Source organism: Paenibacillus ginsengihumi DSM 21568 (assembly GCF_000380965.1).
Classification (GTDB): Bacteria; Bacillota; Bacilli; order Paenibacillales; family NBRC-103111; genus Paenibacillus_G; species Paenibacillus_G ginsengihumi.
Genome location: NZ_KB905563.1, coordinates 42,566 through 54,884, shown reverse-complemented (window position 1 = coordinate 54,884; position 12,319 = coordinate 42,566). Strand labels below are relative to the sequence as shown.

At 59.0% G+C, this 12,319-nt stretch carries 9 protein-coding genes; 3 read left to right on the top strand and 6 right to left on the bottom strand.

Annotated features, from left to right (window positions below; all coding sequences use genetic code 11):
* Positions 1 to 456: 456 nt before the first annotated feature.
* The 5 genes from F591_RS0110615 to F591_RS0110595 form a co-directional block, all read right to left on the bottom strand.
* On the bottom strand, positions 457 to 1,356 hold the full coding sequence (locus tag F591_RS0110615) for a carbohydrate ABC transporter permease (protein WP_019534580.1): 900 nt from the start codon (positions 1,354 to 1,356) through the stop codon (positions 457 to 459).
* Positions 1,357 to 1,383: 27 nt separating this feature from the next.
* Positions 1,384 to 2,262 carry a carbohydrate ABC transporter permease gene (locus F591_RS0110610; RefSeq protein ID WP_019534579.1) on the bottom strand — a complete coding sequence of 293 codons (879 nt, stop codon included), beginning with the start codon at positions 2,260 to 2,262 and terminating at the stop codon, positions 1,384 to 1,386.
* A gap of 90 nt (positions 2,263 to 2,352) precedes the next feature.
* On the bottom strand, positions 2,353 to 3,675 hold the full coding sequence (locus F591_RS0110605) for an ABC transporter substrate-binding protein (protein WP_019534578.1): 1,323 nt from the start codon (positions 3,673 to 3,675) through the stop codon (positions 2,353 to 2,355).
* 124 nt (positions 3,676 to 3,799) lie between these two features.
* A complete protein-coding gene (locus tag F591_RS0110600) occupies positions 3,800 to 5,341 on the bottom strand; it encodes a response regulator transcription factor (protein ID WP_019534577.1) in 1,542 nt (513 codons plus the stop codon).
* Positions 5,316 to 7,130 carry a cache domain-containing sensor histidine kinase gene (locus F591_RS0110595; RefSeq protein WP_019534576.1) on the bottom strand — a complete coding sequence of 605 codons (1,815 nt, stop codon included), beginning with the start codon at positions 7,128 to 7,130 and terminating at the stop codon, positions 5,316 to 5,318. Before F591_RS0110595 ends, F591_RS0110600 begins: the two co-directional genes overlap by 26 nt.
* A 193-nt stretch (positions 7,131 to 7,323) precedes the next feature.
* On the opposite strand from F591_RS0110595, the gene F591_RS0110590 reads away from it, so the two are divergent.
* Complete coding sequence (locus tag F591_RS0110590) at positions 7,324 to 8,301, top strand: AraC family transcriptional regulator (protein ID WP_019534575.1); 978 nt, start codon at positions 7,324 to 7,326, stop codon at positions 8,299 to 8,301.
* A 103-nt stretch (positions 8,302 to 8,404) separates the two neighbouring features.
* The gene (locus tag F591_RS0110585; protein WP_019534574.1) at positions 8,405 to 9,673 is read left to right on the top strand and encodes a hypothetical protein; all 1,269 of its coding nucleotides are present in this window, start codon (positions 8,405 to 8,407) and stop codon (positions 9,671 to 9,673) included.
* 275 nt (positions 9,674 to 9,948) lie between these two features.
* Here the strand turns inward: F591_RS0110585 and F591_RS0110580 are convergent, their stop codons facing one another.
* Positions 9,949 to 10,725 carry a phytanoyl-CoA dioxygenase family protein gene (locus F591_RS0110580; RefSeq protein ID WP_019534573.1) on the bottom strand — a complete coding sequence of 259 codons (777 nt, stop codon included), beginning with the start codon at positions 10,723 to 10,725 and terminating at the stop codon, positions 9,949 to 9,951.
* Positions 10,726 to 10,897: 172 nt separating this feature from the next.
* Between F591_RS0110580 and F591_RS27815 the strand changes: the two genes are divergently transcribed.
* Positions 10,898 to 11,803 carry an AraC family transcriptional regulator gene (locus tag F591_RS27815; protein ID WP_019534572.1) on the top strand — a complete coding sequence of 302 codons (906 nt, stop codon included), beginning with the start codon at positions 10,898 to 10,900 and terminating at the stop codon, positions 11,801 to 11,803.
* The last annotated feature ends 516 nt before the right edge of the window (positions 11,804 to 12,319 follow it).

The window sequence follows — 12,319 nt, the reverse complement described above, 5'->3', positions numbered from 1 at the left end:
TGAGGATAAGCTTACTGTTCCCCAAGCCGCAGCATTCCAAACCAGATGCGCAAAAAATTCTCCCTGCCTTTTCGCTACCATCCACCGGCTTTGCCGGCATCTCCTCCAAACTTGCCCGCGCTTCCTGCATCCATTTCCTCGACGGACGCGAAGCCGCCGCCGGACAAGTACAGGAGTTCAACTCGGCATCGATGACGCTCCTAAATTGTTATTAATTTCTATTTGATCCAAAAATTTAACCACAACCGAAGACGATGTTTATTAAGGAGCCACCTCAGGGACTCCAAACAAACGGCCGAGCGCCGTTGCCCTCTCCAAGCTGCGTATCCTTTTTTAACGTTACAGTAAGTTAACTTTGCGAAAGCGATAAGGCGAAGTGCGACTTTCTGCAGCAAGAAAAACGACCGCTAAAACCGCGGTCGCTCATCTCTGAATAGACGCCGATAGACGTTTTTCTTATCCTTTGATGCCTGTCAAGGTGACCCCTTCAATAATATACCGCTGTCCGATCATGTACACGATCAGCACCGGAACGACGGCAATGGCCGAACCCGCCATCATCAGCGTCCAGTCGGTAATATACATGCCGCGAAACAGATTGAGCAGCAGCGGGACCGTAAATTTGTCCGGGGTATTAAGGAAGATCAGCGGGCCGAAGAAGCTGTTCCACATCCCCAGGAAAGTGAAAATCGCGAGCGCTGCCAGCGCCGGCTTGATCAGCGGGATGATGATGCGCGAGTAGATCGTGAAGCGGCCCGCCCCGTCGACGATCGCCGCCTCCTCCAGCTCGTCGGGAATGCCCTTGATGAACTGGCGAAGCAGAAATACGCCGAAGGCGTCAAGGAGCGCGGCCGGCACCATTAATGCCAGATGCGTGTCGAGCCAGCCGATGCTTTTCATCATCAAGTACAGCGGGATAATCGTCACTTGGCCCGGCACCATCATCGTCGCCAAAAACAGAATGAACAGCGGTCCGCGAAGCGGAAAACGGATTTTGGCGAAGGCGTAGGCCGCCATCGAGCACGTAATCAGCTTGCACGCTACCGATATGAACGCGATATAGAAGCTGTTGAAGTACGCCCGGCCAAAAGGGAGCGCCTCCCACGAACGCTTGTAGTTGCCCCATTCCCACGGGTCGGGAATCCACTTGGGCGGAATGAGAAATACTTGCGAGAACGTCTTCAATGAGCTGAGCACCATCCAGATGAACGGGCCGACCATCACAATCGCCCCGAGTATGAGCAGCGCATGCAGCAGTGCGGTGGCGAGCGGACTCGTTCCGCTCCGGTTCGTCCGAACGATCGCCCAAGCCGCCCGGCGAGAGCGCTCCGCCCGACTGTTAATGTTAGCTTCCATGTCATTTCCCTCCTTGAATCGGGCGGCTTAGCCTCCGTAATGAACCCATCGCTTGGACGTATACATCTGAATCAAAGTGAGCGTCAAAATGATGAAGAACAGGATGACCGCCGCCGCAGCGCTTTTGCCAAACGTGAACTCGACGAAAGCCAGCTGATAGACATGATACACGATCGTATAGCTTGCCTTGGCCGGTCCGCCCCCTGTCATGACGAACGACTGGTCGAACACCTGAAACGAGCCGATGATGGACATAATAGTGCAGAAAAACGTCGTCGGCGACAGCAGCGGAAGCGTAATGTGCCAAAATTGGCGAAATTTGCTGGCGCCGTCGATTTGCGCCGCCTCGTAATAACTTGAAGAAATCCCCTGGAGACCGGCGAGGAACAAGACCATATTGCTGCCCAGCCCCCACCAGATGCTGAGCATGGCGATGGACGGGATGACCATCTTGCGGTCTGTCAGCCAATCCGGCCCTTCGATATCGAACCACTGCTTCAAATAGACGTTAATGATGCCGAATTCCGAGTTGAGCAGCCACAGCCATACGATCGAGACCGCGATGGAGCTGGTAACGACGGGCATGTAGTAAAAAAGCCGATAAATGACCTTCCCGCGCACCTTGTTCAGCGCCACCGCCACGAGCATAGCGAGCACGATGCCTACAGGCACGACGAGAAACGTATACCATGCCGTATTCCATAAAGCCAGCGTAAAATCCGGATTGCGGAATTGGCCGACGAAATTGTCCAGTCCGATAAATTCCTTGGCCCCGAAGCCGTCCCACTTCATAAAGCTCAGCACAAAGGCCGATACGAGCGGAATCAGGGCGAATACGATGAGCCCGATCATTTGGGGCAAAATGAAGGCGTACCCCCACAGGCTATCCGTCAAGCGCTTGTTCATACAGCACACCAACCTTCCAATGAATAGGGGGAAGGCGCCGCAAGCAGGCGCCTCCTCCCCGTTCAACCAGGCGCGAACAGCGCCGGTCCGTTACTTGCTTGCCTTGTATTCTTTAATCTTCTCGTTAGCCTTCACGCCAAGCGTCTTCAGCGTTTCCTCCAGATTGCCGTCCTTCAGCCACAGCGCTTCCATTTCGTCCGTAATGACCTTGCTCAAGCCCGGTACGCCCGCCTGGAACGGCGTCAGGGCATAGCCGATGTTCCGCGCATCGAGGAAATAGCTGGCATGCTCCGGCAAGTTGCCCTCCAGCACGACTTCGTCGGCGCCCTCGACGGAAGGAACGGCATTGCCGCCGCCCTGCAGGCGGAAAATTTGCCCCTCCTTGGAGACGAACTCGCTCAGGAAGCGATATGCTTCTTCCGGGTGCTTGGTGCTTTTGTTCATGACCATATAAGCGGTAGCGACGCCGGCGGGCTCGATTTTGTTGCCGGTATTCGTCGGAAAAGGAACGATGTCGAACTCCAGGTCTTTATTTTGCTTGAAGATCGGCAAATACCAGCGTCCCGCAGAGACGAAGCCGACCTGATTGGACATGAACATCGCATCGCCCCCTTGGCCTTTGGGCAGCGTTCCGGCGAAGGTGATATTTTTATTTTTCACGTTGTCATAGAGGAACTTGTACGCTTCAACGGTCTTCGGATCCTTGTCCGCGATAAATTCCCCCTGGTCGTTGTAAATCGTCCCCCCGTTGCTCGTCACGAAGCTGTAATACCGGTTCCAGTCGTTGTCCAGCACGAAGCCGTGCTTGTCGCTTGCTCGCAGCTTCTCCAGCATTCCCTTGAAGGCGTCCCATGTCCACTGCCCCTTCTCGAAGAGGTCCGCCGGCATCTCGGACACCCCGGCTTCCTGCAGCAACTTTTTGTTATACCACAGAATGAGCGGGTTGCAGTCGACGGGCACGCCGTACACTTTGCCGTCCTCCGTCTTGGCGGCGCCCCACAAGCCCTGGAAGAAATCGGCCTCCTTGATTTTGCTGTCCGGCGCTTTCATGAGCGGCGTCAGCTCGGTAATCGTCCCGTTCTCGATCAGCTTGGCGATCGTGCTGTCTCCGGAGTAGAAGATGTCCGGCGCCGTGCCTCCGCTGAGCTGGGTCAATATTTTTTGCTCATAATCGCTCGGCACCGGGATCAGCTCGACTTCCACGTTCGGATGTTTCGCGTTATATTCTTTTGTAAACTCCTGAAACCGTCCGAGCTCACCGGGATTTCCCCACGTGGACCAAGTCAGCTTGATTTTCTCTCCCGACTTCGGTTCCGCCCCCCCCTGGCTTCCCTCGCTGCTGCAGGCTGCAAGCGCCGGCACGAGCATGATGGCTGCCAGTGCCGCACACGGCATCTTCCTGTTCAACTTCATATCGATCATCCCCTTCGATATATAAATTGAATACGCTTTCAGTATAACGGGACCGGTTCTCTTGCATAAACCGATTATTTTCCGAAATGGTGTACTGCTTTCCGAAATTTGGGGAATTTGTTGGTTAACCGCCACGGCCTTCCCGGTAATCCGCCGGCGACACCTTCATCACCTTCTTGAACACCTTGCTGAAATATTTCACGTCGTTGAAGCCGGACATTTCGGCGATCTCGTATATTTTCAGCGTCGTCGTCCGCAGCAGCTCGCTGGCCCGGTTCAGCCTGAGCCTGATCAAATAATCGATGAACGTCTGTCCCGTCGTTTTCTTGAACAGCTCGCTGAAGTAATTTTTGCTGATCGCGACATGGTCGGCCACATCCTGCAGGCTGATATTGCGGGAATAGTTCTCCTTCATGTACTCGATCGCTTTGGCCACGATGCGCCGGTGCAGCCCCTTGTCCTCTTCCTTCTCCCCGGTGCGCCACAGCTCGTCGAAGGCGGCCTGGACCAGGCCCCGCACCTCGTCCGCCGTCTCCATTCCGCGCAGCGTCTCGATCCGCTCCAGCGGCACGGTGCGCCCGGCATCGAACAGGGCGAGCGCGTCCTGCGCCTCCCGCTTCACCTCCGCCGGCGACCGGTCATGCTCGGTCCAATGCTGCATCAGCTCGCCCAGGCAGGCAGTCGCATCCTCCCGCCGCCGATCCTCCACGGCTTGCCGCAGTTGCATCCATAGGCAGGCGGCCGCCTCCGCTTTGCCGGCATCCGGGCGGAGCGCCTGCCGGCGGCGGTGAATGCCGCCGGGCCCGCGAAAGAACCGCAGCTTGGCGACTTCGCGCCCTTCGCGAATCGCCTGCTTCACCTCGCCGGCCCCGGTATACATGCCGCTTATGCCCATCGTGAAGGAGAAGCCTCTTCCTTCCAGCAGGTCGCGATATGCTTTCAATTGGTCGACGAAGGCCGCCTCGTCCTCTTCCCGCGCCGGCATGACGGCGATCAGCTGGTCGGCATGGCCGCGAAAGGCCACGCCCTCTCCGGCCCACTCGTAGAAGCTGTCCTGCGCCTCCTCGATCACCATCTCCACGTAGATGCCCCCTTCCTCCGAGAGCAGCGCCGCAGCGCCGTCCAATAGGCACACGACCGCCCGGAAGCCTCCGGCAAGCCACGGCGGGCTCGCCGCAGCGCCGGCTTCCCCCGCTTCGCCTGTCAGCAGCCTGGCGAACGTCCTCTCCAGCTCGATCCGCCGTCCGGTCAGCTCCTGCTGCACGTACATTTCGCTGATTTTGCGGTCCTCCTCGATCTGCAGCTTTACCTTGTCCAGCACCTCCTTCAGATCGGCCGGCTCCAGCGTCGGCTTCAGCAAATAATCCGACGCCCCCATCCGCATGCCTTCCCTGACGAAAGCAAAATCGCTGTGGCAGCTGAGCAGCACGATCTTGATCCAGGGACAGCGCTCGCGGGCCGCCCGCATCAGCTCCAGGCCGTCCATGACCGGCATGGCGATATCGGTGATCAAGATATCGACCTCGCCCCGCTCAATCCATTTCATCGCGCTTTTCCCGTTGGCGGCTTCGCCGATCAGCACAAAGCCGTTGCCTTCCCAATCGAACGTATCGCGCAGCCCGATCCGCGCGAAAGCTTCGTCATCGACCAGCAGCACTTTGTACATAACCTTCTTCCTCCTCTCTCATTGGCACGACAAGCCGGACAACCGTCCCTTTCCCTTCCGTGCTGCTTACCTGCGCCCCGTAGGACGGGCCGTAATACAGCTGCAGCGTCTGATGCACATGAGCCAGGCCGATCCGCGTCATGCCGCTGGCCCGCTGGCCGCTGTTGCCGGAGAGCAGATGCGGCAGCTTCTCCTGCGGAATGCCGATGCCGTCGTCCGCGATGACGATGACAGCGTCCTTGCCTTCGGCATGGACGCTGACCGAAATCGAGCCGCACTCTTCCTTCGGAGCAATGCCGTGAAAAATCGCATTTTCGACGATCGGCTGCAGCAGCATGCGGGGGATCGAAATCTGCTTAAGGTGCGGGGGACAATCGATGCGCAGGGCAATGTCGTTGTTGTACCGGTATTGCTGAATGACCATATACTTTTGCAGCAGGCTGAGCTCCTCTCCAAGAGGGACCATCGGCCCGCTGCGCTCAAGGCTGGCTTCGAGCAGATGAACGAGCGTCGTGATCGCGTTGGCGACATCCTCCGTCCGCTGCAGCTTCGCCATCCAGCGAATCGAGTTCAGCGTATTGTACAAAAAATGAGGGTTGATCTGATATCTCAAGGCGCGGATTTCCGCTTTTTTCTTCTCGTTCTCCTCCTCGGCGATGCGCCCGATCAGCACGTCGATCTGCTTAATCATCTTGTTGAAGCTGCGGGCGAGCTGGCCGATCTCGTTCTTGCCGACGATCGGAGATCGGACCGTCAAATCGCCGGCTTCGCTGCGCTTCATCAGCCTGGTCAGCGATTCAAGAGGACGGCCTATCTTGTAAGCTACGTAGTATCCCATGATGATGGCGACGATCGCCGAGGCCAGCGCAATCCAGTTCGTCAAGTCGCGGATTTCGACCGAGCTGGCCACCAGCTCCGAGACAGGCACGATGCCGGCGACGCGCCAGCCGTTGTTCAGCTCGCTTGGCACGACCATCATGTCCTTGCCCTGCACCCGCATGACCTCCGTACTGGCCGGCAGCGTCAAATCGGACAGATGGCCGAACAGCTGCGGCTCGCGGTGGTACGTGTAGCGGTTATCCCGGTCGACCAAATACGTATAACCCGTCTGCCCGAACTGCAGATCGTCCAGCGTGTCGGTCAATATTTTACCCCGCACCTCGATGAACAGGACACCGAGCGGTTTGCCCGTATCCACATCCTTGACCATCCGGCCCATCCCGAAGACGGGAATGCCCATGTCGCTGCCCTTGACATAAGACGTATTGGACAGGCCGAACCAGACGGCGGAGCCGTCCGCCTGGACGACCTTCCGATACCATTCCGTCTGCCACGGATCGATCACGAAGGACGAGCTGACGACCGAGTTTTGCTTATGGATGTCGAGGATAAAAATGTCCATAATTTCCGGCATGTTCATGATCAGCGACATAATAAATTCCTTGGCCTCAGTGTTCAGTTGAATACTCTCGTAGTCGTTTGTGATATTCTTAGCTTGCAGAGCCTCGTGAATCGTCTTGTTGCTGACAAGCCGCATAGACGTATTATCGATGCTTTTGAAAATAAAATTCATGTTGTCCCTGACCTGCTTGATCGTCAGCGATGCGACGTTGCTCACCTGCTCCTCGATCATTCGCGCCGACTTCAGATAGGAAATGTAGCCTCCAATCAGCACCGGCAGCAGGATGCTGACGAAGAACAGCAAAAACAGCTGGACGGCAATCGAATGCAAGCGCTTGACACAACGACTGGAAAAATGATACAGCTTGAGCAGCCTGCGTACCCGCATCATACTTCCCCCCTTCGATTCGGCAATTAGGCAGTAAGATGCCCCTTTCGTGGATTATCGATGAGAAAATTCGCTAACAAGAGCCGATTTCCTTCCTGCAGGCCGCGGGTGAACAACTGCAAATTGTTTCCGGACCGAACGATAAAGCGCAAGCAGCCTTCACACCATGACTATGAAAGGAGCCCGCGATTCCATGACCGTTATCGATGAGAACGAAGCGTCCGCCGCTTGCGCCCCCGTTCGGCTGCTCATGGCCGGCGATTTTACGGTCAAAGCCGGCTGGACGCTGGGGCCGCGCCGGCTCGCCGAGTACGAGCTCGTCTATTTCCCGTCCGGCTCCGGCACCGTATACCGGACCGGCGCGCAAAGCTTCCGCCTGAGCGAGCCGTCTTTCGTGCTGACACGCCCTGGGGAAGAGCACGCGTACCGCTTCGATCCCGATGCCCCGACGAGGCATCTGTTCGTGCATTTCCGCGTCGGCCCATCCGCCGCTGCGCAGCCTCACGCCGCGGGCCCATCCGCCGCTGCACCATCTCACGCCGCGGGCTCATCCGCCGCTGCGCCGCTGCCTTCCGCTGCCCGCCCGGTGCTTCCGGCAGGGCAGTCCCCGCTGGTGCCGGCTATGCTCCGGCACCTGCTTCACTTGTCCGCGAGCCGGCCCGCCTGCTGGGAAGCCCGCTGCGTCACGCTGCTGCAGGCGATATTGGCCGAACTGAAGGGACTGGCCGAGGCGGACAAAGCGGAGGCGGCGGCTGAGCCTGCGCTGCCGCCGCAGCTGATGCGGGCGCTCGAATACATGGAGGAGCGGCTGCATCAGCCCCTGTCCGTGGCCGAGATCGCCCGCCGGTCCGGCTGGACGCACGAGCATTTCACGCGCGTGTTCGTGCGCCTAATGGGCATCCCGCCGCAGCAGGAGCTCGTGCGCCGCCGCATTGAGCGGGCCGCTTGGCAGCTGATCCAGAGCGAGGAGACGGTGAAGGAAATCGCCTACGCCGTCGGTTTTCGCGATGAGCATTATTTTTCCCGCTGCTTTGTGAAGATCAAAGGAATGAATGCCACAGAATACCGCAGACAGTTCGCCGATCCGCGCATCCGCCATTTGGCCCCTGCGGGCGCTTACGATGCGCCTTATCCGCTCAACCGGTATGTGCTGTTCGCAAATATCAAATAAATCCACCATCGGTACGGTTCGCTGCATGGAACAGGCAGCGCCGCAGCAGGGATAATGGAGGCAAGGCTCAAGCCTTGGATCAAATCCTTAAGGAGGGATTCGAATGCTGTCATACGCAGGCATCGCCAACCCGCATGCGCTCGGAGCGTACAGCGTCGAACAAAACGCCCGGTTGCTGCAGCGTTATCGATACATCCACGAGCGCCTGCTGCGAACCGCCGCAGGGCATTTGCCAGCCAGGGAGAATTGGGACTTGAAGGCGGCGCTCGGCAAGCATCTGTATGAGGACGCCGAGGCGGCGGACCTGTTGCGGCAGCGCATTGCCGAGCTGCGCACTTCCCCGGCCGCGCTGAGCCGGGAGCCTGACGCGGCCCTTGGGCTGCTGATGGATGAGCTGCTCCACGCCCGCAGCGACCTGGAGCTGACCGTCGGCATCTACGCTGTGATCAAGCCGGCGCTGCTGGCAGCTTACCGGCAGCATATGGCCGTCACGCAGCAAATCGTCGACCAGCCGACCATTCGCATTTTGCGGGGAATCGCGCTGGATCTGGAGGAGCAGATCGCCTGGGGCGGGGAGATGATTGGCGAGCTGGAGCGCTTGAGCGCCGGCAATGGGGAGCTTGTTCTTTTTAAAGAACAACTGAATTCCATTATGGCCGCCGCCGGAGGCATCGCCGGGCTTGGGAAGAAGCCGCCGCAGTTGCCTGGCCGCATTCGCTCCCAACAGCCTTACGTCCTGCCTGTCCGGTCGGTGCGCGACCCGCGGAGGATGGGCCCGACGACGCTGGCGCGCACCGGCGTTGCCCAGCCCCCGGACGATCCGGTGCGAAGAAGCTTGCTGGAGAAAATGCGCGTGCGGCAGGAAGAAATGACCGCTGCCGAGCTGATCGCCGCCGTTCTGTATTCGCAGCAGCATATGCCGTGGGCGTTCTACAAGGATTTGGCGCGCCATCTGTGGGACGAGGTGCGGCACGCCTTGTTCGGCCAGGCTGCGCTGGAGTGCGAGGGCGAGGATTGGATGAGCCGGCCCCAATACACGTCCGATTACGATGTGAACGCCGCGAAAATTCCCGGAGCTCAGTACGCGTGGCTGTCCATCGGCATCGAGGAGGGAGCGATGAAGCGGCCCGGCAAAGCCGGCGAGTACGAGTTTTGCCGGGATGTGGCGAAGCATCCGCTGATGGCGCAATTCCAGGATTACGACTGGGCTGATGAGGTGGTGCACGCAGGGCTGGGACGAAAATGGTCCCCCGAGCTGATCGGCGAGGATATTGGCTTTGTGCGGGAGCTGGCGGCGCAGGAGCTGGAGCACTTTTGGGAGCAGGTGCGAACTGCCCAGCGGCAGTGGAGCGAGGACGCTTCGGCCTGTTGAGCCAAGCTGGAGCACCTCGGGAGAGTAGGCCCCGCCCTGAGCGGCAGCGGAGCGAGGACGCTTCGGCCTGTTGAGCCAAGCTGGAGCACCTCGGGAGAGTAGGCCCCGCCCTGAGCGGCAGCGGAGCGAGGACGCTTCGGCCGGTTGAGCGGGAGACGAAGCGGACGAACGGCGGGGGCATTCCCTCCCCTCTCCTACACCCGCTCGGAAGCGGCACATAAGCAGAGCCGTCCCCGAGTCCCGAACCCGGGCCGGAGACAGCTCGCGCTCGCCGATCACGAAATAATTCGGAAATTCGGCTTCGCCTTATCGAAATAAGGGTTCTCCCCGCTGACCATCAGCCCCATCCCCCAGTCAAAATGCACGCTGCTCGTCGGAGCGTCGGCGGCGTCGCGGTACTGGAACAGCACGTTCCTGCGGGTGCGTGCGCTGCGGTTGACGTCAGAGCCGTGGATCGTCAAATAGTTGAAGAACAGCACATCGCCGGCCCGTGCGGGACACGGCGTCCCGAGCGAGATCGGATACTCCTTGTGGTTCAAATAATGGCGGCCCGTATGCGGGAGCGGCCCCTGCTTGTGCGAACCCGGGATCACCCGCAGGCAGCCGTTCTCCTCGTCTGCATCGTCGAGATGGACGCTGGCCGCCAGCATCGAATGCTTTTCGTGCGGAAAATACGGATAATCCTGGTGCATCGGGAACGCCGCTCCCTTCTCCGGCGGCTTGACCAGCATCTTGGAATGATGGAGCTGCACGTTCGGACCGATCAGCCGGTTCAGCACGGCCACCATGCCCGGGTGCGACAGCGCTCTCAGAAATGCGGCATCGTGGTAATGAACGTCGTGGAAGCCTTTCAGCACCAGCCTGCTCAGCTGTTCCGGGGGCAAATAATCGCCTTTCCAGGCATGATTGCGGTCCATATTGGCCTGGGCGGCACGTTGGATGATCTTTTCCACCGCCTCCCGCATCGCCTCCACTTCTTCTTGCGAGAATACGCCCCTCACCAGCAAATATCCGTTTTCTTTGTAAAAATCGGCATCCTTTTCCGTCACCATGTCAGGCGGCCTCCTTTGCTCGCGCGCGATCTGTACAGGCGCCATGTACAAATCCCGCTGTATTTAGCTTGTTACGCTTTTAGTATAATAGGGGCAGGGGAAAACGGTATTTATCCGGAGGCGCCGCTTTTTTGTCTTTTTCGGCCATCTTCTTGCAAGGGAGAGATTCGGCGTGACGTACTTGACGAAAGAAAGCGCCGCCCGCTTGAACGGGCACGCGATGCTGCCGGGCAGCGGAGACTTGTGCTTCCGGGTGCATTACTGGGGCTTTGAGCCGCGGCTGAGCTACAATCCCGTGCACCGGCATTCGTTCTTCGAAGTCTGCCATGTGCTGGACGGCGAGGGAACCTATATGGAGGAGGGGGAGCGGTACCCGCTGCGGCCGGGGACATTCATCTGCTCGAGACCCGGCGCGACGCATCAGCTCTTGAGCGACGGCGGGCTGCGCCTGCTGTACGTCGCCTACGAGGTGGATGAGGGCAGATCGTCCCGTCATGAGGCGGAGCGGTACGGCGCCATGGCGCTGCACGCCCGGGCTATCGTGCCGGACGGGGACGCTTCGTGCGCGGCGGCCTTGTGGAAATCTTTGCTCATTCCCGAGAAGACCTGCTGGGCCGCGGGACCCGGATTGCTGCCTGGGCTGGCGCACGCCCTGCTCGTCTCCTTCCATGGGCTGTTCATGGACGGGACGGCACCCATCGGCAGCGAGCCTCCGCGCGCCTCCGTGACACTGCAACGGGCCAAGGCTTACATCCGCGACAATCTGGACAAGGAGCTGTCGCTGAAGCAGATTGCCCGGTATCTGAACGTCTCCGAGCGCCATTTGTCCCGCCTGTTCACGAGCAATATCAAGGAAAGCTTCGTCCAGTACGTTCGCCGCGAGCGGGTGCGGCAAGCCGCCTATTTGCTGCGGACAACCGACCTGCCGATCAAAGAAATCGCCGGTTTGACCGGCTTTAGCAGCGTCCATTACATGACCCGGGTGTTCACGGCGGAGATGCAGGTCTCACCCGGCCGCTTTCGTTCCCTCTCTAACGCAAGTGACAAACGCTATTTTGCTGAAACGCGGCCTTTTTAAAATGTAACGCAGACTGGGCAGCCTAATTTGGTCAAAAACGCGGAATCGGGTAGCCAAACATGCGAAATAGGGATGCTCACTTGCGTTACCATTTCAGATCGATGATTTCGAGGGAAATAAGCTCTGTGGCTGGCGTTAGCCCGGCAAAACAGCACCCTGGGCTAGCGAGCATGAAGAGAAGCTTCTATAAAAGAAGCGCATTCGTCAGATGAGCGGCTGCGCTTGAGCGGCAGTGTTGCCTGGTGCAGAAGCCACACATCGTTTTAACACATTAACGCTTTATCGAAGTCGCGGTTTTTTGGGCAGTGCTGAGAAAACCTTGCCATAGGCATGCTCCTTTATTGTGCAAATCTACACTTTGCTGCGACGGAGATACTCAGCCGACGGCTCCCGGGGCCTGCGTTAGCGTGCGAGCTCCGCGCCAGCGTGCAAGCTCCGCGCCAGCGTGCAAGCTCCGCGTCAGCGTGCGAGCTCCGCGCCAGCGTGCGAGCTCCGCGTCAGCGTGCGAGCTCCGCG

What these genes read in the sequence shown, in the direction of transcription:
- F591_RS0110615 (WP_019534580.1), bottom strand. Translation starts at nt 1,356, where the DNA reads ATGGAAGCTAACATTAACAGTCGGGCGGAGCGCTCTCGCCGGGCGGCT.
- F591_RS0110600 (WP_019534577.1), bottom strand. Translation starts at nt 5,341, where the DNA reads ATGTACAAAGTGCTGCTGGTCGATGACGAAGCTTTCGCGCGGATCGGG.
- F591_RS0110605 (WP_019534578.1), bottom strand. Translation starts at nt 3,675, where the DNA reads ATGAAGTTGAACAGGAAGATGCCGTGTGCGGCACTGGCAGCCATCATG.
- F591_RS0110585 (WP_019534574.1), top strand. Translation starts at nt 8,405, where the DNA reads ATGCTGTCATACGCAGGCATCGCCAACCCGCATGCGCTCGGAGCGTAC.
- F591_RS0110580 (WP_019534573.1), bottom strand. Translation starts at nt 10,725, where the DNA reads ATGGTGACGGAAAAGGATGCCGATTTTTACAAAGAAAACGGATATTTG.
- F591_RS0110610 (WP_019534579.1), bottom strand. Translation starts at nt 2,262, where the DNA reads ATGAACAAGCGCTTGACGGATAGCCTGTGGGGGTACGCCTTCATTTTG.
- F591_RS0110590 (WP_019534575.1), top strand. Translation starts at nt 7,324, where the DNA reads ATGACCGTTATCGATGAGAACGAAGCGTCCGCCGCTTGCGCCCCCGTT.
- F591_RS0110595 (WP_019534576.1), bottom strand. Translation starts at nt 7,130, where the DNA reads ATGCGGGTACGCAGGCTGCTCAAGCTGTATCATTTTTCCAGTCGTTGT.